22 protein-coding genes and 6 pseudogenes are annotated in these 20,351 nt (G+C 68.8%); 17 read left to right on the forward strand and 11 right to left on the reverse strand.

The features are described from left to right. Nucleotides 1–45: 45 nt before the first annotated feature. A pseudogene (locus tag ACFQJD_RS14205) lies at nucleotides 46–1,247 on the reverse strand (PstS family phosphate ABC transporter substrate-binding protein). Nucleotides 1,248–1,577: 330 nt separating this feature from the next. On the opposite strand from ACFQJD_RS14205, the gene ACFQJD_RS14210 reads away from it, so the two are divergent. The 4 genes and pseudogenes from ACFQJD_RS14210 (at nucleotide 1,578) to ACFQJD_RS14225 (ending at nucleotide 4,727) form a co-directional block, all read left to right on the forward strand. Then, nucleotides 1,578–1,745 carry a hypothetical protein gene (locus ACFQJD_RS14210; protein WP_379799087.1) on the forward strand — a complete coding sequence of 56 codons (168 nt, stop codon included), beginning with the start codon at nucleotides 1,578–1,580 and terminating at the stop codon, nucleotides 1,743–1,745. After that, nucleotides 1,742–2,806, forward strand: a complete 1,065-nt coding sequence (gene aceA / locus ACFQJD_RS14215) for an isocitrate lyase (protein ID WP_379799088.1) — start codon at nucleotides 1,742–1,744, stop codon at nucleotides 2,804–2,806. The genes ACFQJD_RS14210 and aceA overlap by 4 nt, the downstream gene beginning before the upstream one ends. A gap of 66 nt (nucleotides 2,807–2,872) precedes the next feature. Further along, complete coding sequence (locus ACFQJD_RS14220; protein WP_379799090.1) at nucleotides 2,873–3,403, forward strand: DUF4112 domain-containing protein; 531 nt, start codon at nucleotides 2,873–2,875, stop codon at nucleotides 3,401–3,403. A gap of 44 nt (nucleotides 3,404–3,447) precedes the next feature. Further along, nucleotides 3,448–4,727, forward strand: a pseudogene (locus tag ACFQJD_RS14225) (tRNA pseudouridine(54/55) synthase Pus10). On the opposite strand, the gene msrA reads toward ACFQJD_RS14225, so the two are convergent. Continuing rightward, nucleotides 4,728–5,261, reverse strand: a complete 534-nt coding sequence (gene msrA, locus ACFQJD_RS14230) for a peptide-methionine (S)-S-oxide reductase MsrA (protein ID WP_379799092.1) — start codon at nucleotides 5,259–5,261, stop codon at nucleotides 4,728–4,730. Between the two features lie 141 nt (nucleotides 5,262–5,402). On the opposite strand from msrA, the gene ACFQJD_RS14235 reads away from it, so the two are divergent. Beyond that, the gene (locus ACFQJD_RS14235; RefSeq protein ID WP_379799094.1) at nucleotides 5,403–5,531 is read left to right on the forward strand and encodes a hypothetical protein; all 129 of its coding nucleotides are present in this window, start codon (nucleotides 5,403–5,405) and stop codon (nucleotides 5,529–5,531) included. Nucleotides 5,532–5,590: 59 nt separating this feature from the next. Next, nucleotides 5,591–6,241 (forward strand): ribonuclease HII, encoded by a 651-nt coding sequence (gene rnhB / locus ACFQJD_RS14240; protein ID WP_379799096.1) that lies wholly within the window; start codon nucleotides 5,591–5,593, stop codon nucleotides 6,239–6,241. A 75-nt stretch (nucleotides 6,242–6,316) separates the two neighbouring features. On the opposite strand, the pseudogene ACFQJD_RS14245 reads toward rnhB, so the two are convergent. The 3 genes and pseudogenes from ACFQJD_RS14245 to ACFQJD_RS14255 all read right to left on the reverse strand — a co-directional run bounded on the left by ACFQJD_RS14245 (nucleotide 6,317) and on the right by ACFQJD_RS14255 (nucleotide 9,098). Continuing rightward, nucleotides 6,317–7,872 (reverse strand): annotated as a pseudogene (locus ACFQJD_RS14245) (preprotein translocase subunit SecD). Beyond that, nucleotides 7,869–8,749 (reverse strand): annotated as a pseudogene (gene secF, locus ACFQJD_RS14250) (protein translocase subunit SecF). The pseudogenes ACFQJD_RS14245 and secF overlap by 4 nt, the downstream one beginning before the upstream one ends. Nucleotides 8,750–8,855: 106 nt before the next feature. Next, on the reverse strand, nucleotides 8,856–9,098 hold the full coding sequence (locus ACFQJD_RS14255; RefSeq protein WP_379799098.1) for an amphi-Trp domain-containing protein: 243 nt from the start codon (nucleotides 9,096–9,098) through the stop codon (nucleotides 8,856–8,858). A 98-nt stretch (nucleotides 9,099–9,196) separates the two neighbouring features. Here ACFQJD_RS14255 and ACFQJD_RS14260 point away from each other — a divergent pair, with 98 nt between their 5' ends. Beyond that, nucleotides 9,197–9,502 (forward strand): hypothetical protein, encoded by a 306-nt coding sequence (locus tag ACFQJD_RS14260; RefSeq protein ID WP_379799100.1) that lies wholly within the window; start codon nucleotides 9,197–9,199, stop codon nucleotides 9,500–9,502. A 2-nt stretch (nucleotides 9,503–9,504) separates the two neighbouring features. Here ACFQJD_RS14260 and ACFQJD_RS14265 read toward each other — a convergent pair whose 3' ends face one another. Both ACFQJD_RS14265 and ACFQJD_RS14270 read right to left on the reverse strand, forming a co-directional pair. After that, nucleotides 9,505–9,972: a DUF5812 family protein gene (locus ACFQJD_RS14265; protein WP_379799102.1), complete on the reverse strand. Its 468-nt coding sequence runs from the start codon at nucleotides 9,970–9,972 to the stop codon at nucleotides 9,505–9,507. Between the two features lie 48 nt (nucleotides 9,973–10,020). Next, complete coding sequence (locus ACFQJD_RS14270; protein WP_379799104.1) at nucleotides 10,021–10,527, reverse strand: hypothetical protein; 507 nt, start codon at nucleotides 10,525–10,527, stop codon at nucleotides 10,021–10,023. 83 nt (nucleotides 10,528–10,610) lie between these two features. Between ACFQJD_RS14270 and ACFQJD_RS14275 the strand changes: the two are divergent. After that, nucleotides 10,611–11,902, forward strand: a pseudogene (locus tag ACFQJD_RS14275) (glucose-6-phosphate isomerase). A 20-nt stretch (nucleotides 11,903–11,922) separates the two neighbouring features. On the opposite strand, the gene ACFQJD_RS14280 reads toward ACFQJD_RS14275, so the two are convergent. Further along, entirely contained in the window at nucleotides 11,923–12,813 is an 891-nt protein-coding gene (locus ACFQJD_RS14280; RefSeq protein ID WP_379799106.1) for a mechanosensitive ion channel family protein, read from the reverse strand. 337 nt (nucleotides 12,814–13,150) lie between these two features. Then, nucleotides 13,151–13,387 (reverse strand): hypothetical protein, encoded by a 237-nt coding sequence (locus ACFQJD_RS14285; RefSeq protein ID WP_379799108.1) that lies wholly within the window; start codon nucleotides 13,385–13,387, stop codon nucleotides 13,151–13,153. An 87-nt stretch (nucleotides 13,388–13,474) separates the two neighbouring features. Here ACFQJD_RS14285 and ACFQJD_RS14290 point away from each other — a divergent pair, with 87 nt between their 5' ends. The 9 genes and pseudogenes from ACFQJD_RS14290 to ACFQJD_RS14330 all read left to right on the forward strand — a co-directional run. Beyond that, the gene (locus tag ACFQJD_RS14290) at nucleotides 13,475–13,900 is read left to right on the forward strand and encodes a hypothetical protein (RefSeq protein ID WP_379799110.1); all 426 of its coding nucleotides are present in this window, start codon (nucleotides 13,475–13,477) and stop codon (nucleotides 13,898–13,900) included. Continuing rightward, nucleotides 13,891–14,223: a hypothetical protein gene (locus ACFQJD_RS14295; RefSeq protein ID WP_379799112.1), complete on the forward strand. Its 333-nt coding sequence runs from the start codon at nucleotides 13,891–13,893 to the stop codon at nucleotides 14,221–14,223. Before ACFQJD_RS14290 ends, ACFQJD_RS14295 begins: the two co-directional genes overlap by 10 nt. After that, a complete protein-coding gene (locus ACFQJD_RS14300) occupies nucleotides 14,187–15,116 on the forward strand; it encodes a hypothetical protein (RefSeq protein WP_379799114.1) in 930 nt (309 codons plus the stop codon). The genes ACFQJD_RS14295 and ACFQJD_RS14300 overlap by 37 nt, the downstream gene beginning before the upstream one ends. Then, nucleotides 15,113–15,817 carry a hypothetical protein gene (locus tag ACFQJD_RS14305; RefSeq protein WP_379799116.1) on the forward strand — a complete coding sequence of 235 codons (705 nt, stop codon included), beginning with the start codon at nucleotides 15,113–15,115 and terminating at the stop codon, nucleotides 15,815–15,817. The genes ACFQJD_RS14300 and ACFQJD_RS14305 overlap by 4 nt, the downstream gene beginning before the upstream one ends. A gap of 1 nt (nucleotide 15,818) precedes the next feature. After that, a complete protein-coding gene (locus ACFQJD_RS14310; RefSeq protein WP_379799118.1) occupies nucleotides 15,819–16,811 on the forward strand; it encodes a hypothetical protein in 993 nt (330 codons plus the stop codon). Nucleotides 16,812–16,854: 43 nt separating this feature from the next. Next, a complete protein-coding gene (locus ACFQJD_RS14315; protein ID WP_379799120.1) occupies nucleotides 16,855–17,256 on the forward strand; it encodes a hypothetical protein in 402 nt (133 codons plus the stop codon). A 61-nt stretch (nucleotides 17,257–17,317) separates the two neighbouring features. Further along, on the forward strand, nucleotides 17,318–17,734 hold the full coding sequence (locus ACFQJD_RS14320; protein ID WP_379799122.1) for a hypothetical protein: 417 nt from the start codon (nucleotides 17,318–17,320) through the stop codon (nucleotides 17,732–17,734). Beyond that, entirely contained in the window at nucleotides 17,731–17,931 is a 201-nt protein-coding gene (locus ACFQJD_RS14325) for a hypothetical protein (protein ID WP_379799123.1), read from the forward strand. The genes ACFQJD_RS14320 and ACFQJD_RS14325 overlap by 4 nt, the downstream gene beginning before the upstream one ends. Then, nucleotides 17,928–18,146 (forward strand): annotated as a pseudogene (locus tag ACFQJD_RS14330) (CPBP family intramembrane glutamic endopeptidase); the annotation flags it as partial. The gene ACFQJD_RS14325 and the pseudogene ACFQJD_RS14330, both read left to right, overlap by 4 nt. A 111-nt stretch (nucleotides 18,147–18,257) precedes the next feature. On the opposite strand, the gene ACFQJD_RS14335 reads toward ACFQJD_RS14330, so the two are convergent. Together ACFQJD_RS14335 and ACFQJD_RS14340 are read right to left on the reverse strand one after the other, a co-directional pair. Further along, nucleotides 18,258–18,428 carry a hypothetical protein gene (locus ACFQJD_RS14335; RefSeq protein WP_379800534.1) on the reverse strand — a complete coding sequence of 57 codons (171 nt, stop codon included), beginning with the start codon at nucleotides 18,426–18,428 and terminating at the stop codon, nucleotides 18,258–18,260. Between the two features lie 285 nt (nucleotides 18,429–18,713). Next, nucleotides 18,714–19,934 carry a PGF-CTERM sorting domain-containing protein gene (locus tag ACFQJD_RS14340; RefSeq protein WP_379800536.1) on the reverse strand — a complete coding sequence of 407 codons (1,221 nt, stop codon included), beginning with the start codon at nucleotides 19,932–19,934 and terminating at the stop codon, nucleotides 18,714–18,716. Nucleotides 19,935–20,351 lie beyond the last annotated feature (417 nt).

Here is a 20,351-nt window from a genome sequence, read left to right on the forward strand (position 1 = left end):
GAACGATAGTTGGTAGAAACGCGGCGCGTCTCCCCGCTCGACGACTTACGCCTGCGGCGGCAGTTTCTCTCGCTCTGCCTCGATGTCCTTCGTCGGGAGCGGAATGTAGTTGTTGTCCTCGACGAACACCTTCTGGCCGAACTCCGTCAGGAACATGTTGATGAACGCGGCTTCGCGCTTGTCGACGCCCTCCGGGTTCTCGTCCGTCTTCTTCGTGTACATGTGGAGGTCGCGGTTGAGCGGGTAGTCGCTGTCGTAGATGGTGTTGCTCGCGTCCTTGTCGGGCTCGTAGACCGTTCCCTGGAAGTCGATGGCGACGGGGAGGACCTGCTCGCTCGTGAACGCGAGCGCCATGTAGGCGATGGCACCGTCGTTCTGGGCGACGGTCTGGGCGACCTGCTGGTTCTGTCCGAGGCGGGTGTCGACGCCCGGCATCGGGGCGTCGGCGCTACCGAGCATGTTGAGGCGGAACGAGGTGTCCGTCCCGGAGCCTTCCGCGCGGCCGACGACGTAGATTTCCTGGTCCGGACCGCCGACCTCGTTCCAGTTGGTGATCTCGTCCTGGTAGATTTTCTTGATCTGCTCGCCGGTGAGCTGGGTCACGCCGGCGTCGTAGACGTCCTTGCTGACGACGACCGGTTGGCCGTCGCGGCCGACGACGTGGTCGACGAACTGCTCTTTGGCCTTGGACTCGCTGATGCCGAGTTCGGCCGTGATGGGGCCGGAGGAGTTGCCGATGTCGACGAGGCCGTCGCGGACGGACTTACAGCCCGTCCCGGAGTGGCTCAGGCCGACCGTCACCGCGAACGGCGGGTTGGCCTGCTCGCCGGTGGCTTCGAAGCCGTAGAGGCCGGCGAAGTAGTCGGCGAGGCGCTCATCCGTCTGAATCTCGTCCCAGCCGGGGACGGACGTCTCGTCGTTGGCACCCCAGTACTCGCCGTCGCTCGGCGGCGCGTTGGAGTTCCAGTAGGAGCTGCCCTTGTTCGAGATGGGGTAGACCGTCGATGACCCCTCCGCGGTGAGCATTGCGGTGGACGACGAACTCGACTGCTCGGTCTCGGTCTGACCCTGCGATGCTTCGGTCTGTTCGGACGCCGTCGGCGTCGACTGGGCCGTCTCTTCGCTCCCGCCGTCGTCGCCGCTGTTTCCGCTACATCCCGCGAGACCCGCGATGCCGACGCCCCCGACAGGGCGAGGAACTTACGCCGCGATGCTACCTCAGACAGACGCTCTCGGTCTTGCGTCATCACCCGTACGATTCCCGTATCCCCTAAAAGCCGCTTATAATAGGGGTACGTACCGACATCACGCGGGCGTTTGGGAACGGTTCCCCCACGTTTCCTCGGGAGCCGTCAGACGGCTACATAGCGATACGTATCTCTCCACGTCGCCTGTGACCACGCCTCAAATAAGGGCGTTTAATCGCCGTATTTCTCATTAAAGACTATTATCATTATTTATCATAATGTTTTTCTACGATCCCCGAAACCACCCGAACGCACCGATGTCAGTACACGCGTTCGCGACCCGCGACAGGGGCACCGGCGACCGACTACCACGCGAACCCACCACAACAGATGACAGACACCGACCGATACGCTGACCGCGAACTCGACGTCGAACACGAAATCGAAGCGCCCGTCGTTCCCTACCTCGGGGACGACCGAACCGACGACGTCCGCGACGAGCTCGCCGCGTTGCGAACTCGGCTCGACCGAATCGAAGCCACTCTCTCCGACCGATGAATCCCGAATCCCTCGACACCGACGTCTTCACGCGCGACGTTACGAACCACGCCGCAGAGGAGTTCCGCGAGCGACTCGACGCACAGGAGTTCGTCTTCGCTCCCGGCCTCTATCACGCCCTCGACGCACGACTGGCCGAGATGACCGGCCACGACGCCGTCTACATGAGCGGCTACTCGACCGTGCTCGGCCAGTTCGGCTTCCCCGACCTGGAGATGGTTACGATGACCGAGATGGTCGAGAACGCCAAACGCATCGTCGAGGCGACGAACCTGCCCGTCGTCGCCGACTGCGACACCGGCTACGGCGGCGTCCACAACGTCCGCCGCGCCGTCCGCGAATACGAGAAAGCCGGCGTCGCCGCCGTCCACATCGAGGACCAGACGACGCCCAAGCGCTGTGGCCACATCGCGGGCAAGCAGATCGTCTCCCGCGAGGACGCCCGGGCGCGGTTCGAGGCGGCCGTCGACGCCAAACAGGACGAAAACACCGTCATCATCGCCCGGACGGACGCCTACGGCTCCTCGAACGGCGACTGGGAGGAACATCTCGAACGCGGGCGCATCTACGCCGACGCCGGCGTCGATCTGGTCTGGCCCGAGATGCCCGATCCGAGTCGGGAGGACGCCGTCGACTACGCCGAGACCATCCACGAGACCCACCCCGACCTCGATCTCGCGTTCAACTACTCCTCGTCGTTCGCCTGGTCCGAAGAAGAGAATCCGCTGACGTTCGCCGAGCTCGGCGACCTCGGCTACAGCTACATCTTCATCACGCTCGCCGGCTTGCACTCCGGCGCACACGCCGTCTACGAGGACTTCCAGAACCTCGCCGAGAACGACGAACGGGGGCAGTTCGACCTCGAAGGGACGTATCTCGACCACCCGACCGAGAGCCACCACGAACTCTCGTTCGTCAGCCGATACCAGGACATCGAGGCGCGCTTCGACCCCGAAGCCGAGAAACGCATGGAGCAGTCCGAGGGCTTCAGCGCGGACGAACGCGACCCGATTTCGACCGACGAGGACGAATCGACGGAGGCGATCCGGAACGACGACTGACGCCCGATCCGTGGGTCCTGCCCGCGACACCGGAGACTGAAGTCCCGGCCCGTCGTACGACGCGTCGTGTCCGACCTGCGACGCTCCGGGGAGTCGGTCGACGGCGACGCGACCGGTCCGCCCGACGTGACCCTCTCGCCCGACGCGGCGGCGCATCTCGACCGCCTGCGGGCGTTGAGTCACCTCTTCGACGCCTCGATCCGGGTCCCCTACACGCGCGCCCGGATCGGCATCGACCCGATACTCGGCCTCTTCCCGATCGTCGGTAATCTGCCGGGGACCGCCCTCGCGGCGTACGTCGTCGCCGTCGCGGTCACCGCCGACGTCCCCCGGGCGACGCTGTTTCGGATCCTGTTCGTCCTCGGCGTCGATTCCGTCGTCGGGTCCGTCCCGGTCGTCGGCGACGTCTTCGACGCCTACTGGAAGGCGAACCTCCGGTCGGTCCGCCTCGTCGAAGACCGCCTGGACGCGCCGGCGGCGGCCGCGCTGGATCGGCGCTACCTCCGTCGCGTGGCCGTCGTCGCCTTCCTCGCGTTCCTCGCGGTCGCCGTCGCCCTCGCGGTCGCCGGCCTGTGGCTCGTCGGCCGATTCGGCTGACCGGAAAGGCAAGACAGTTACGCGCTCCGCGCCTGTCACCCGACATGAGCATTCTCGACGACGCTCGCCCCGTCGCGGACGCCGGCCCCGTCTGCGACGCCTGTCTCGGGCGCGTCTTCGCCGACCGGAGTTTCGGGCTGACCAACGCCGAACGGGGGCAGGCGCTCCGCGTCGCCCTCGCCCTCGACGACGACGAGCCCTACGACCCGGTCGATGCCGCCGACTGCTGGGTCTGTGAGGGCCGCTGCACGTCGTTCGACGAGTGGGCCGAACGCGCCGTCGAGAGCGTCGACGGCGTCGAGTACGACACCTATCAGGTCGGCACCCGGACGCCGCCGCTGGTCGAGGAGAACGAACGCCTCCTGCGCGAGGACGCCGGCCTCGACGAAGACGCCGGCGAACCGTTCAAGATGGAGTTCAACCGCGAAGTCGGCAAGCGCATCGGCGACCTCGCCGACGTCGACGTCGACTTCGAACGCCCGGACGTGCAGTTCGTCCTCGACCTGTCGGACGACCGGGTCGAGACGTCGGTCAATTCGGCGTTCGTCTACGGCCGCTACCGGAAACTCGAACGCGACATCCCACAGACCGAGTGGCCCTGCCGCGAGTGTCACGGCTCGGGCCGGCAGGGGCGCGAGCCCTGCGACCACTGCGGCGGGACGGGCTACCTCTACGAAGAGAGCGTCGAACAGCTCGTCGCGCCCCTAATCGAGGACGTGATGGACGGCATCGACGCCGTCTTCCACGGCGCGGGCCGCGAGGACGTCGACGCCCGGATGCTCGGCACCGGCCGCCCGTTCGTCGTCGAGGTGAAAGAGCCGCGCCGCCGGAACGTCGACATCGACCGCCTGAGGCCGACGTCAACGCCTTCGCCGACGGGAAAGCCGAGGTGGAGGGACTCCGTCTGGCCACCCACGACATGGTCGAACGGGTGAAGGGACTCGACGCGAGCAAGACCTACCGCGCCGAGGTGGAGTTCGGCGACGACGTGGCCGAGGACGCCCTCGCCGACGCCGTCGCCGAACTCGACGGCGCGACGGTCGAACAGTACACGCCCAACCGCGTCGACCACCGGCGGGCGAGCCTCACTCGCACGCGCGAGGTGTACGAAGCCGCGGCCGAACTCACCGACGCCCGCCACGCAGTCGTCGAAATCCACGGCGCTGGCGGCCTCTACATCAAAGAGCTCGTCTCGGGCGACGAGGGCCGAACGAGTCCGAGCCTCGCCGACCTCCTCGGCACCGAGGCGACGGTCACCGCCCTCGACGTGCTGGCCGTCGAAGGCGAGGACGAACCGTTCGAACGCGAGGCGTTTTTCAGATAATCAGGCTTCCTTCAGGAGGCTCTCGAACTTCGCCCGCACTTTCTCCACTTTCGGCCGCGCGTGCATCCGACAGTAGGCGTCGTCGGGGTTTTTCTCGAAGTAATCTTGGTGGTGCTCCTCGGCCGGATAGAACGTCTCCAGTTCCGCTATCTCGGTCACCACCTCGTCCTCGTACTCCGACTCCAGCGCCTCGACGTACGCCTCCGTCTGCCGTTTCTGTTCCTCGTCGTGATAGAGGACGACAGAGCGGTACTGCGACCCCACGTCCGGACCCTGGCGGTTGAGTTGCGTCGGGTCGTGCGTGGCGAAAAACACCTCCAGCAGCTCCTCGTAGGTTATCTCCTCGGGGTCGAACGCGACCTGTACGACTTCGGCGTGTCCGGTCGTTCCGCTACAGACCTCCCGGTAGGTTGGGTCTTCGGTCTCCCCGCCGGCGTAGCCGGCCGTCACCGACCGCACTCCCTCCAACTCCTTCATCGCGGCTTCCGTACACCAGAAACAGCCCCCGCCGAACGTCGCTTTCGCGGTGGTCATCGTGGGACCCGTACGACGCCGACCGGTATGTATGTGACGCGCTCCGATCCGAGTCGGCGCACCGCCGGCCACACCCGTCACCCCGTCGCGCCGCACAATCGTTTTGGCGAACCGACTCGTAGCGTCGCGTGGTGAGTTACCGTGTGCCACTACTACGGGGCGGCCGGCTGGATCGACGAGTACGAACGCCGACGCGACGAGGGATCGGCGGCGGACGAGGACGAGGAGGAGACGGAATACCCCACGCTCGTCGCGCCCGGCGACGACTGAGACGACCGAACCGATCGGTGACGAAACGGCTTTAGGGCCGCCGGCGAATCCGACACGGCATGTACCGCGTCGGGGCGGACGAGGCGGGGAAAGGGCCGGTTCTGGGACCGATGATCGCCGCGGCGGTGCGGGCGACCCCCGACGCCCTCCCCGCCGGCGTCGACGACTCGAAGCGCCTCTCGCCGTCGCGTCGAGAGTCGCTCGCGGCGTCGCTCCGAGACGCGAGCGGCGTCGACGTCGGCGTAGCCGTCGTTCCGACCGACCGGATCGACGACCCGGCGACCGACATGAACTCGCTGACCGTCGAGGCGCAGGCGCGGGCTATCGCGTCTATCGCCGGCCGGGGCGACGCCGTCGTCGTCGACGCTGGCGACGTGAACGAGGCGCGGTTCGCCCGTCGCGTCCGCGAGTTCGTCGCCGACCGCGGCGTCGATGTCGGCGTCGACGCCGAACACGGAGCGGACGAACGCTTCGAACTCGTGGGCGCGGCGAGCGTCGTCGCCAAAGTCGAGCGCGACGCCCGGATCGACGCACTCGCCGACGACTACGGCGACGTCGGGAGCGGCTATCCGAGCGATCCCGCGACCCGGAAGTTCCTCCGCGAGTTCGTCCGCGAGACGGGAGCGTTGCCGGACTGTGCGCGGACGTCGTGGGGGACCTGTGCCGACCTGCTCGACGCGGCCGAACAGTCCTCGCTCTCGGAGTTCTAGGGCGCGCAGACGAGAGACGTCGTGGCGTCGGCGACGGAAGCGGGTGTCGGCGACGGAAGCGGCTCCCGTCAGCCGTCAGCGACTGGTCATGAGCGACCGGAGGATGTCGCCGTAGGCGGGGCGCGTCAGCAACACGCCGACGAGGACGCCGAGGATGGTGAAGATGGCGAAGCCCTGCAGGTCGCCCAGCGAGAGGACCGCCAGCGGACTCATGGCGATGATGGTCGTCGCGGCGGCGACGCCGATGACCCAGAACGCCTTCCGGAAGCGCGACTGGAAGACGCGGTGGCTGGAGACGTCGCCCTGGGCCATCACCTCGTCGGCGATGATGATGAGGTCGTCCACCCCCGTTCCGATGACCGCGATGAAGCCCGCGATGACCGACAGGTCGAGCGGATAGCCGATACCGGCGGCGAACCCGAGCAAGACGACGACCTCCGAGAGCGCCGTCACGACCATGGGCGCGGCGACGCGGACCTGGCCGTAGCGGATGAAGACGACGATCGAGACGGCGATCACGGAGATGATCCCGGTGATGAGCGAGTCGAACTTGAAGCTCTCACCCTGTCCGGGGGAGACGTACGAGGACGTTCCCTCGCCGCCCGGGCCGAGGTCGAGTTTCGCCGGGAGCGCACCCGCACGGAGGTTGATGGCCACCTCGCGTGCTTCGGAGAAGTTGCGCGTCTGGAGGACGAACCGGGGGTCCTGCGCCCACTCGCCGCTCCGCATACCGGACGCCAGTCCCGAACTCATCCCGAAGGCGTTGACGACCTCCCCGTCGACGACCAGCAGCATACAGGCGTCCGTCGAGTTGGGGTTCTCCGCGTACGTGCACTGCGAACCGCCCTGTTTGGCGACGCCCGTCCGGACGAGCGTCTCCTGGAGTTCGGGCGCGACGCTCTCTTTGATGACGACGGGGACGTTCGGCTGTTGGCCTTCCTGGCCCTGCTGGGCCGTCCCGATGCTCTGGAAGTCCTCGCGTTCGAGGACGGTCTGCTGTTCGTAGCCGCCGTCCGTGGGGTAGTAGACGTCGACGCGGACGCTCCCGCGCTGATTCACCAGCTCGAGGACGCGCTGACGGTTCTCGTCGGGCACCTCGATGAGGATGAAGTGGTCGCCCGTCGAGGTGGAGATCTGCTGGACCGTCCCGCCCTGGAGGCCGGCCTCGTTGATCTTGTTCGAGAGGACCTGAACCGTCTGCTGACGAGTCTGTTCGGTCACGCCCTCGCGGAGCGACCCGGAGTCGTAGGAGTAGCCCGCCGCCGAGAGCGCGTCCCCGAGTTCCTGTGTCGTGACGTTCCCCGCGGTGACTTCGACCGCGCTCGGCGCGTTCTGGTAGGTCCGTGCGGTCACGTCCGCGACGGTGGCGTTCTCCAGCTGTTCGGCGACGGCCTGTTCGACTTCCGGCGGCTGTGTCCCGCCGAAGTCGACGTCTTCGGCCGTGACGCCGACGAGCGGGGCGCGAATCCGCGTCCCGCCCGAGAGCTGGAGCCCGTAGCGCAGGTTCGTCGGCCCCTCGGCGGCGGTGCCTGGCCGCTGTCCCCGCCGACCGTCGGCGAGAACAGCGCGAACGAACTCGCGAGGAGGACGACGACGAGCAACAGGATGCGCCAGTTCTCCCGGAGACTCATCGCTTGACCCCCTCGTACTTGTACCAGCGGAGCAGGCTCAGATTGAGCATGTAGGTGTTCATGAGGTCCGCCGCGAGCCCGAACACCAGCACCGTCCCGATGGAGGCCAGCAACTGGATGCCGAACAGGGTCGCCACGATGGTCATGACGATCATCGCCGACAGCGACGTGAGCGTCATGGTGACACCGGTCCGCATCGCCCGGTAGACCGACTCGTAGAAGCCCCGGAGCGACGCAGGATGTGGTTGTTGAGCAGGATGTCGGAGTCGACGCTGTAACCGATGATCATCAACAGCGCCGCCACCGTCCCCAGCGAGAGTTCGATGCCGAAGACGTTCATCAACGCGACGGGGATGACGATGTCGGAGAACGCCGAGATGACGACGGCGACGGAGGGAACGAACGTCCGGAACATCCCGAAGACGACCAGACTCATCCCGAGGAACGCGAAGACGACGCCGCCGAAGGCGAGTCGCTGCGTCTGCGCGCCGAAGCTCGCGGACACCTCGTAACTCGACTCCACCTGAAAGCCGGCGTCGCGCGCCTGCTGTTCGAGTGCGCCGAGGTCGACGTTCCCGCCGTCCGTCTGGAACGTCAGAATGTAGGTGTTGTCCGACGGAACCGAGCGGATGGTCTCGGGCGTCGGCGAGAACGCCGAGCGAATCTGCTCGCGCGCCTGTCCGTCCGGTGCGTCGACGGCGACGCGCAACTCAGCCCCGCCGGTGAAATCCACGCCTGGCTGTACCGGCGCGCCAGTCGCGACGTACCACCCGCCGACGACGACGAGAGCAACGGCGAGAACGGCGAGTGGAACGGCCGCGAGTTGGCGATTCGTGTACCGGGAGTAGTCGATCTCCGGTACTTCGAACGCTACCATGCTCGCAGGTCCACTTCCCCACTGAATAAGCCTTCTTCTTTATTCGCCGTCTTCGTCCGCTTCTTCGGCCCCGTCCTCGTCCGCTTCTTCGGCCTCGTCCTCGTCCTCACCCCCTCATCGTCCTCTCTTTCGTCTTCGCCCCCTCTTCGTCCCACGTCACTTCCAGTTCGAATTCGCCGTCGTCGGCTTCGTATTCGAGTTCGACGTCGACTTCGTCGGGAATCGTGATGGCCGAGTGTTTCAGTTCGACCCGACCCGCCCGAACCTCCGTCGCGAGGTCGGCCAAAAGCGCCGCGAGTTCGTCTCGCGTCGTGGTGAACTCCTCTTCGTACTCGTCGCTCTCGTGCATGGTCGGCCCGTCGCCCGCGGCGCGGATGAATCCCCCGCCAACGGCGTTCGACTCGTCTCCGGCCCGACAGCTATGTGTCTGTACGCCGTACCCCCGGTATGGACACCGCGACGCGCGTCGTCGTCTCCTACCCCGACGAACTGAGCGACTGGGGACGACGGCAGGTGACGACGGACCGCTTCCGAACGTATCTCCGCCGCGTCCACGACGAGGTCGCCGCCGGCGACGTGTGGAGCGAGTTCGTCGACGTCGGCTGTTGTGGGGACACGCTCGACGTCCCGCTACGCGTCGAGTCGGTCGACGGCCCGCCGCGGATCGGGCCGGAGACGGCTATCGAGTTCGCCGAACGCGAGGCGTCGGTGGAGGGCGGCTGGCGCGTCCAGAGCGCCGCCGGACCGGAGTGAAGTCACGGCATATACCGGACGCTCACGACCCCCGGTGCCGACCGGATCTCGACGCGCGCGACGCCTGGCCGGGCCGCCCGCGCGTAGGTCGCCTCGTCGTCGACGACGTCGGCCACCACCTCGTCCGTCTCGCCTTCGGGAACGGTCAGGACGTGGATCTCGCCGGTGCCCGCTCGCTCCTCGCGCGCGAGTTCGCCGACGGCCTGGTCGGCCGCGACGTCGCGGACGAACGACGTCGGCGACTCGGCGCTCTCCTCGACGACGAGCGACCACCGATCGTCGACCTCCACGAGTTGCCACGAGAGTTCGAGCGGCGGGTCGGGCGCGACGACGCCCTCGACGGCGTCGTTGCGTTCGACGCCCGGATTCGACGACAGCGTGTGTACCTGCCCGGATTCGACGTCCTTGAGGACGGCCGACTCCTCGTCGGCGGCCGTCACGAGAAAGGTTCCTTCCTTCTTGTCGGTCATGCTGTGTCGTAGGCGGCCGAGGGGTTTCGGGGTTTCGCGTTCGTCGCGTCACCGGAGCGCCCGGTGGACGAGGTAGATCACCAGCGCACAGGTAAGCGGCGGCACCGCGCCGGCGACGGCCGGCAGTCCGTACAGCGCCCGAACGGCCGGCGCGAGCGCGCCCGCCGGCGTCGTCTGCTGGGCCTCGGGGACGGTGGCGACGAGGCCGACGTACAGCGACGCGAGAAACAGGTAGCCCGAGAGGGCGAGGGCGGCGTCGTAGGCGTCGTCGCGGGCCTCGCCGCGGCGGTGGCGTCGGGCGACGAACAGCGTCGGCGCGACGACGGGCGCGACGACGAGGAGGGCGAGGAGGACGTAGAACGCCCGCGAGAGCGTGAGCGACCCGCCCACCGTGCCCGCCGTCCGTCCGACGAGGACGACCAGCGCCAGGCCGAAAAGGGCGGCGACGAGGGCGGCGACGAGGGCGCTCACGACGACGTACGAGCGGAAGAGAACGGAGTCGCTCGCTCGGAAGGCGTAGGGGAACGCGCCGAAGACGCCGCGATAGTCGGCCATCGTCGGCCGTTGTCCGCCGCGCCGATTAAACTCCCCGATGCCGGACGGCAACGGTTTTACGCCCCCACGCCGGGCGTTCTCTCATGTACGTCGACCTCGGAAACGCCCTCGAGACGACGCCCGGCGTCTCGCGCGACGCACTCGCGCGACTCGACGCCCACGTCGCCGACGCCCACGACCGAATCGAGGCCGGACGCGCGAACGACGACCACGGCTACGCCGCGTTGAACCTCCCGGAGACGGCCGACCCCGACGCCGTCCGCGCGGCGGTCGACCCCTTCGCCGACTCCGAAGCCGTCCTGACCGTCGGCATCGGCGGGAGCGCCCTCGGCGCGGCCACCATCGCCGCCGCCCTCGGCGGCGACGACGACGCGGACGCCTACTTCCTCGACAACGTCGATCCCGAACGCGTCACGGGACTGCTCGACGACCTCCCCCTCGACGAGACGGCGGTCAACGTCGTCTCCCGGTCGGGGACGACGGCCGAGACGCTCGCGAACTTCCTCGTCGTCCGCGACGCGATGGACCGCGCGGGCGTCGGCTGGACCGACCGCACGTTCGTCACGACCGGCTCCGAGGGGAACCTCCGCGCGCTCGCCGAGAGACACGACCTCCCCGCGCTCGACGTCCCCGAGGGCGTCCCCGGGCGGTTCTCGGCGCTCTCGACCGTCGGACTCGCCGTCGCCGCGATCCAGGGCCACGACCTCGACGCCGTCCTCGCGGGGGCGGGCGACGAGGCCGACCGCCTCTCGGGGTCGCTGTTCGAGTCGCCCGCCTACGCCTACGGCGCGGCCTGTTACGCCCTCGCCCAGCGCGGCGCGGCGGTCAACGCGATGATGCCCTACGCCGAGTCGCTGGAGGAGTTCGCCGAGTGGTTCGCCCAACTCTGGGCCGAAAGTCTGGGCAAGGACGGACTGGGACAGACGCCCGCCCGCGCCCTCGGCGCGACGGACCAGCACTCACAGCTCCAGCTCTACCGCGCCGGTCCCCGCGACAAGCTGGTGACGCTCGTCCGCCCGCGGGAACGCGAGGACCGGGCCATCCCGGAGACGGACCTCGACGGCCTGGGCTATCTCGGCGGGGGAGCCTCGGCGAGCTCCTCGACGCGGAGTTCGAGGCGACGGAGGCCAGCCTCGCCGCCGCGGGCGTCCCGAACGTGCGCGTCGAACTCGACCGGGTGGACGAGCGCGGCGTCGGAGAACTCCTATACGGGATGGAGGCGGCCTGCGTCCTCTATGGCGAACTCGCGGGCGTCGACGCGTTCACCCAGCCGGCCGTCGAGTGGGGCAAGCGCGCCGCACGGGGGCTCCTCGGCGGCGGCGACTTCCCCGAGGCGGAGGCCGTCGGCGAGAAACGACGGCTCGTCGTCGACTGAGGGCGTCGCGCCGGGGCGACTCAGGCGGCTTCGTCGACCGTGATCCGGCCCTGGAGGTCGCGTTTCGAGGCCGGGCTGATGGTGATGTCCGCGTCTTCGAGGCGCGCCTTCACCGCCTGTGCGTACGCCGATCGGATTCCGAACACGTCCCGCTGTCGCGGGTTCGCGATCCAGTAGTGGACGCGGACGACGACCGAATCGGAGCCGAACTCGTCGACGTAGGCTTTCGGCGTCGGTTCCGCCGCGACGTCGTCGAGCCGTTCGGCCGCCGCCCGGAGGTGGTCGACCGCCGCCTCCGCGTCCGCCTCGTAGGCGATGCCGACGCGTTCGACGACGCGGTACCGACCCCGGCCGTACGGGCGGGTGATGGCCTGTCCCGTGAGCGTCGTGTTCGGCACCGTGACGAGTTCGCCGTTCGGCGTCACGACGCGAGTGACACGGAGCGTGATCGGCTGGATGGTCCCCTCGCCGTCGCTCCACTCGATGTAGTTGCCGACGTTGAACTCGGGGTCGACGACGAGCACCAGTCCGCTGACGAGCGAGCCGATGACCGTCTGTCCGGCGACGCCGATGGCGAGCGTGCCGGCGGCGATGACGAGCGCGGAGTCGCCCAGAAACTGCCCGTAGCCGGCCGTTCCCGCGCCGGCGAAGAAGGCGACGAGGAGGACGGCGACGCGGAGGTATCGCGTGACGGCCTCCTGGATCGTCGGATTGTTGCGGTTGCGCCGCCGGACCGTCCGCGACACCACCGGAGCGACGACGAACCAGCCGACGAGGGAAACGGCGAGAAAGCCGGCGAAAAACCACCCGGTGCGGACGAGGGTCGGCCAGTAGTCGACGAGCTGCTCGGGGCCGACGCCGGGCGTCGGCGTCGCCGTCTGTAGCGCCACCGCCGGGACAGGAACGGACATCTGTCAGCCACTCGCGCGGTGACTACAAAAACCGTTGGCCAACCGCGGGGATAGTGTCGAAATAAGCGTGTGAGGTAGTACTTCGGCGCTGTTGAAGTCACCTCGAAAGCCCGGCCCCAGCGAGTCGGGGCTTTCGAAACGTCCACAGCCGCTTCCCTCTCAGAGAATACGCAATCTCAACAACACCGTCCGTTCGTATCCCAAATTTTAACCGACAGTTCTGATATCCGCCCGTAGTGATCGACTTCTATGTCGGCGACAGGTTCTGAGCGGCGCCGATCACGAGGCATCGAGGGCGAATCGGTCAGCAGACGGCGATACGCCGTCTTCTTGACGGTTACGCTGGTCTCCTCGCCAGTCTCGGGTCGCCGCTCGTCGCCCCCGCGTCGGCGGCCACGGCGAACGTCTCCGTGCAGAACGCCCAAGGGAACGTGATCAGCACAGCGACCGACGGCCAGACGGTGTACGTCAACGCGAACGTCTCCAGCGTGAACGGCACCACGGTCGGCGCGACGGTGAAGAACGCGAGCGGCACCTCGATCGGCGTCCAGTTGTACGACGACGGCACCACCACTGGCGGGCCCGGTGACGATACCGACGACGGCGAGTACTGGGGTCGTTCACCGTCTCGGCGAGTTCGACCGACGACGGCAACGACGTGTTGCAGGTCGACGACGGCAGTACGGCGGAGGTGTCGGTCGACCTCGACGGCGATGGCAACGACGGCACGGCGACGATAACCGCCGACTACGGGCCGACGCCACAGTCGGCGACGACGTTCGACGACGACGGGAACGGCACGATCGACACCATGACCGTCACGTTCGACGAGGCGATCGACGGGTCGGTGTCGTACGCGACGAGCGACTTCACCGTCAGCGGCGCGACGACGGTGACGGGCATCGCCAGCAACGACGGCGACGCCACGCTCCGTCTCGAAGTCGACTCGGCGCCGACGAACGACACGGGCATCACGCCCGACGTGACGGTCGCACAGAACGCGGTCCAGGACACGAACGGCAACGCGGGTCCGGCAGGGGTTCCGAGACGGTCACCGCCACCGACGAGGCGGCACCCGTGGCGCTGAACGCTACCTACAGCGACTCCGCCGGTGACGGCCTCGTCGATCAGGTCCTCGTGACCTACTCTGAGGACGTCGCCGACTCCGTGTATGCGAACAGCGACTGGACCATCACGACACCGGGGAGCATCAGTCTCTCGAAGAACGGCACGGGCTCGGTCACCGGGAACGAGGTGCGGATCGACGTCAGCGGCACCGCCGAGACGACGGGCGGTGCCACGCCCCGGAACTCGACTACACGGGGACGAGCATCCATGACGGGCGAAACGCCGCGCCCGCACAGGCGCTCACGGTGCAGGATGGGGCCGCGCCGACGCTCGCCGGCGTGACGACTGCCGACCGCGTCTCGGACGGCACCGTCGACAACCTGACCGTGACGTTCACCGAAGCGGTTGCGGCGGGGTCGGTCGAGGCCGCTGACTTCGCTATCGATTCGGCGGACGGGCTCTCGGGCACCGTCTCGGGCGTGACCGACGACGACGGCGACGCGACGGTCAACGTGACGCTGGTGAACGTGACTTTGGCCGGGCAGGCCGACACGGGGTCGAATCCGACGCTCGCGTACGCCTCCGGAACCGGCGCAGCGGTGCAGGACGCCGCCGGCAACCGCATGGCCGACACGACGTCCGACCCCGCCACGGACGGCGCGGCGCCGTATCCCGTCCAAATCACGATGGTCGACGGCCTGACTGCGGACGGAACTGTCGACATTATCGGCATCCGCTACTCCGAGAACGTCTCTGCGAGTTCGCCGGAGGCGGTCGACTACTCGCTCGGCGGGAGTGACGCCGACGCGGTCACCATCGACGAGGCCTCCATCTTCGACCAGGCCTCGATGAACGACTCGGTGGTCGCCCTCAACGTCACCGCGCCGGCGAACGACACCGGCCTCGATCTGACGCTCTCGTACGACGCGTCGGCGGGGGCGTCGGGGAGCATCACGGACGGCTCGAACCCGGCAGTCTCTGTCTCGGATCGATCCATCAGAGACGCCGCCGCGCCGCTGATGCAGTCGGTGACGACGGTTTCGTTCGGGAGTGGAACCGTGGGTATGATTCAAGTGGTGTTCACCGAGCCCGTCGACGACGGGACGGTCGACCCGGGTGATTTCTCCCTGTCGACGGGGTCGGTCGACTCGGTCAGGAAGTCGTTAACGATGGATAACCAGACGCAGCTGGGGTGGTTGGCTTCCCCACGGACACCAGCGTCACACCCGACGTGACACTCGCCGAGGGATCGATTTACGCTCCGTCCCAACCGAGGGTGGGCAACCCGAAACAGACGCTGACGGCGACCGACGGTGCGCCGCCGGCCATCGTTGCGGCGTCGACGGCCGACGCCGACGACGATGGGGTCGTCGACCGCATCGATCTGACGTTCTCCGAGCCCATCGACGACGGCGCGTCGACGCTCGATGCGTCGGCGTTCTCGCTCTCTGCCGGTTCGGTCGACGGAGTGACCACCGGGGCGACGGCCGACGACGACGCCCTACGGCTCTCCGTCTCCGGGCTCTCGGGGAGCGACGCGACGCCGGACGTGACCGTCGCGAGCGGCACGCCCGTCGACCCCTCGGGAACGCCGTTCCCGAATCGAGGACGTTCACGGGGACGACCAGCGGTGCGGCGCCCGCCGTCGAGTCGGCGACGACGCTCGACCGGGACGGGGACGGGAGCGTCGACGCCGCCAACGTCACCTTCACCGGTCCCGTCGACGACTCGACGCTCGCGGCGGGCGACTGGGCGCTCGGCGGAACGGCCGTCGAGGGGTCGACACCCTGTCCGGGGCGGACGACGACACCGTCCAACTGCGGATCACGACCGACGCGAACGAGGTGTCGGGGACCGGCCCGGCGAACGTGACGTACACACCGGGATCGGCGGTTGGTCTCGGCGGGAACCCGATCTCGGCCGTCGACGCCGCTGACGTGACCGAAATCGACGGCGCGACACCGATCGTCGAGGACGTGTCGGCCTCGACCGACAGCGCGACACAGTCCCGCGTCGAGGTGACGGTGACCGCCTCCGAATCGCTGGACGGCGTCACCGTCGACCTGACCGGCCCGACGTCACGGACCCTGTCCAGTTTCACCGTCTCGGGGAGCGGGCCGTACACGCACACGCTGACGACGTCCGTCGACGCCTCGGGGACGTACACGGCGTCGCTCCAGCGGGCCGCCGACGCCGACGGGAACGGCGGCGCGTCGGGTCAGCAGGCCGCCGTCGAGGTGTCCCTGCCGTCCAGCGGAGGTAGCGGCGCGCCCTCGGCACCCGGATCACCGTCGACGCGCGGTAGTTCCGCAACGGTCGCCGTCTTCTCGGGCGTCGACACCGCGACGTTCGACCTCTCGGACGGCCCGGTCGGCCGGGTCGAGGTTCGCAGTCAGGGGTCGGCGGCTGGATTCGCCCGTGCCACGTCGCTCTCCTCGCTCCCGAGTGGCGTGCCGTCACCCGACGGTCGGACGGTGAGCGCCGTCTCCCTCCAGATGCCCGGCGAGTGGCGCACCTCAGACGCGGCGGTTCGCATGACCGTCGACGCCTCGGCGGTCGACGGCGACCCGGACCGTCTGCGGATCGCACGCTACGACGACGTCTCGTCGTCGTGGACGACACTCGAGACGAGCGTCGAGCGCGGCGCGGGCGAGACGCTGATCGTGACGGCCCAGACGCCCGGCTTCTCCGTGTTCGCGGTCACCGCCGTCGAGGAGCCAGCCAGTCCGACGTCCACGCCGACTCAGTCCGACACGGTGTCGGTGACGTCGGCGACGCCCGCTGCCGACGGCGAGTCGACAGCCGACACGGCGACGGCCACCGACACAGCCACGGACACAGCGACCACCACGGGCACCGGAGCCGGGTTCGGCGCCCTCGTCGCACTCGCGGGACTGTTCGCGCTGATCGCGCTCCAGCGTCGGTCCTGATCCAGCCACGGGATATTTCGGAGTCGGCGCGCACGTCTCCGACGTGAAGCGACGCGCCCTCCTCTCGCTCGTCGCCGGCGTGCCGGTCGGCGGGTGTCTCGGTCGACAGCCCCTCCCGCGAATCGCCTGGATTCGACTCGTGAACGACCGCGACGAAGCGTACGACGTCGGCGTATTCGTCGACGCGGACGGCGAACAGGTGTTCTCCGAGCAGTACCACCTCGGGACGACGCCGGATTCGGCGACCGTTCTGGTGGAGAGTCCGGTCGAAGGGACGGGACGGTACGTGGTCCGTGCCGACGTGGACGGTCAGATCGTCTCCGTCGACGCCACCCGGGCCGTCGACGGCGACGAGAACTGCGTCGGCGTGCGATTCTCGCTACACCGACGGGGGACGCTGGGCCACCGGACCGAATCGATGCAGGAGTGCCGGGCGTCCCCGTAGCGGGTCGACGGAGTCGCTCCGCCGCGGCGGCGGAGCCAAATCTACTTATTTCGACGCGGGCTTGAGGGCGTATGGCAGCGTCTATCTCGTCGCCGCGCTCCTCCACCTGCTTTTCGGCATGGTCGCCGCCGTCCTCGTCAGACAAGACGCGTCCCTCCGCGGGAGCGACCGACCGCTCCTGTGGGCCGCCGCCGTCCTCGTCGCAGGCGTCGCCGGCGTCGTCGGCTACGCGCTCGTACGCGGGCGTATCGGCTCCCTCCCGCCGGATTCGAAACCACCGCTCGTCCGGCGATTCGACAGCCTCGTTCGCGCCGTCGCCGCCGTCTTCGCCGCCTTCCTCGCGGCGTACGCCGTCGCCGGACTCGGGAGCAGCCTGCTGGTCGCGGCGGGCGTCGTCTCCCGGGGAGCCTCGGCATCCGCGTCGCGCTCTCGGTCCTGCAGTTCGTCGGCTTCGGCGTCGGCGTCGCCGGCTACATGACCGTCACCGACGACTGGGACCTGATCCGGGTTCGCGTCCCCTCGCTTCGCGAATTCGGCTGGGTCGTCGGGGGCGTCGTCGGCATCGTCTTCGCCGCGGCGGCCGTCGGGCAACTCCTCGCCGCCTTCGGCATCGAGGTGGCCCAGAACCAGGTCGTCGTCGTGGGCCAGGAGAACCCCCGGTTTTCCTCTACATGATCCCCGTCTCGCTGTTTCTCGTCGGCCCCTTCGAGGAACTCGTCTTCCGCGGGACCGTCCAAGGGCTGCTCCGGCGGACGTGGGGCGGGGACGTCGCTATCGTCGTCGCCAGCGTGATGTTCGGCGTCGTCCACTGGATCGCGCTCACCGGCGGCGGAACCGGACGGGTCCCGTACGTCGCCATCGCCGCGACGCTGGGGCTCGTCCTCGGATTCGTCTACGAGCGCACGCAGAACCTCGTCGTCCCCGCGGCGGTCCACGGGGTGTACAACTCCGTGCTCTTCGGCATCCAGTACGCCGTCGCGGCTGGGCTGGTCAACTGGGGCTCAGTCGCTCGCGACGAGCCCGCGGTCCTCGCCTCCCTCGGCGCATCCGCCGCGCCACTCGATACCGAGGCTGTGACGCGAGAGATACGGGCCAAGCGCCGCCGCCGACAGCAGTCCACGGGGGTCGCCGTCGGGGACGACGGGGAGCCGTTTGACGCCGGCCGTTCGCATCCGTTCGGCGGCCTCTTCGAGCGTCGCCGTCGGCGGGACCGCGCTCACCGGCGTGTCGGGAGTCACCGTCTTCGGTGATCGGGTCGCGACGTGTTCGACCGTCGTCTCGATCGCGAGTGGTCCGTGGTAACGCACCACTACAAAATTCGATGGACGGACGTCCTTCGAGTGCTAACATTACTAGAGGATACTGGATTTCTGATCGGGTATAGACCACGTAAACCCTCGAATGCCCCCGTTTCCGTCCGTCCCGCTATTCGAACGGGACGGGGGCGGCGATCCGGCTCACCGTCGTCGGCGGAGCGCCAGCAGCGCGGCCGCGACCAGGGCGACGAGCGTCACCCCGACCGTGAAGCCGGGGACGGTGCCGCTGGTGGTTTCCGCGCCCGATTCGGGAGTCGGCGTCGCCGTGCCGTCCGCGGGCGGCGTGGGCGTCCCGTCGGCGGCCGGCGTGGGCGTCGGCGTCCCGCCCGGTCGCGGCGTCGGCGTCGCCGTGGCGTCCGCGTCTTCGTCGGTCAGGACGACCGCGAACACCGAGAAGCCGGGAGTCCGTGCCTCGACTGTGACCCGTTCGTCCGTCGTGCGCGCGACGCTCGTCTGGAGGCGTTGCGGGCCCTCGTCGGTGAACCGCACGACTGCGAGGCGGTCCGGCGATCGGCCGTCGAGCCGGTTGCGCGACACCGTGAGTCGGATCGTGGCCGACGCGTCCTGGAATCCCTCGGGTGCGGTGATCCGGACGCTCCGGAGCACCGGCGCGCCGTTCACGGCGTCGCCCCCGTCGTCGCCCGCCACGTCGCTCGGCACCGACGAGAGCTGTGCGACCGTGATCCGCCCAGTGACGTCCCCGTCGAAGGTGATCGAATCGCCGTCGCCGAACGGCACCGTCGTGCCGGGCTGTCCGGGTTCGCTGTCGGTCACCGGGACAGACGTCGACCGGGTGACGGCCCCCGTCGCGACGCCGCCACCGCCCCCGCCACCGAGCGGCGGGAGCGTCACCGCCCCGCTCTCGCCCGCCGCACCGTCGTTTCCGGCGGCGTCAGCGGCCGTCACCAGTTCCACGGTGTACTCGCCCGCGCCGGTCGCGTCGTACGTCGCCGCGTACGTGTGGGGGTCGCTCTCGGTTTCGGTGAAGCCAGTCAGCGTTCCGACCGGCGCGCCGTCGCTCGTGATCCGGGCCCGCGTCGTCGCGAGCGGTTCGCCAGCGGTCACGGTCACTCGGATCGTCCGGCTGTCCGGTTTGGTGACGGTGAGAGACCGAATCCGCGGCGGGGCGGCGTCGGTCTCCGCGACGTCGCTCGCCGCGACGTCGGCGAGGGCCCGGCCGTTGTCAGCGGTGACCGTCCCCGCGGTGTACGTGACGTTCGTCGCCGTCGTGCCGTTGACTTCGTTGCCCTCGGCGAGGCGGAGCTGGACCGCGTCGTCGTCCGACGTGTCGAGCGTGTCGACGGCGTCGACGGCCGTGCCGCCGATCATCCAGTCGCTCGGGGTGAAGGAGGCGTCGTTCATCGCCGCAGTGAAGGAGACGTTGGCGGCGTCGACGTTCCCGTCCCCGTCCCGGTCGAGGACGCTGATGTGGCTCACTTTCGGCGGCGCTCGGCTCGTCGTGCCCGTGAACAGGTGCGTCCGGTCGACGCTGTTTCCGCGTGCGTCCTGGATCGCGTTCGGCTGGAGGGTCAGATCGGGCGTCGCGCCCGTCCCGCTCAGGCCGCTGACGTTCAGCCACAGGTGGGCGTCGTCCGCGGCCGTGCCCGTGGTCACGTCGTCGACACTGCCCGAGTCGACGGCGTACGCCGAGGCGTCGATGGTCGATCCGGAGTCGTTGATGGGCTCGGAGAGCGTGACGTTGATCCGGTCGACGTCGCCGTCGCCGTCCGTGTCGTCGGCGACGGCGGCGATCGTGACGGGTGCCGCGCCGTCGGCGGC

This window comes from Haloplanus sp. GCM10025708, from assembly GCF_042663985.1.
Classification (GTDB): domain Archaea; phylum Halobacteriota; class Halobacteria; order Halobacteriales; family Haloferacaceae; genus Salinirarus; species Salinirarus marinus.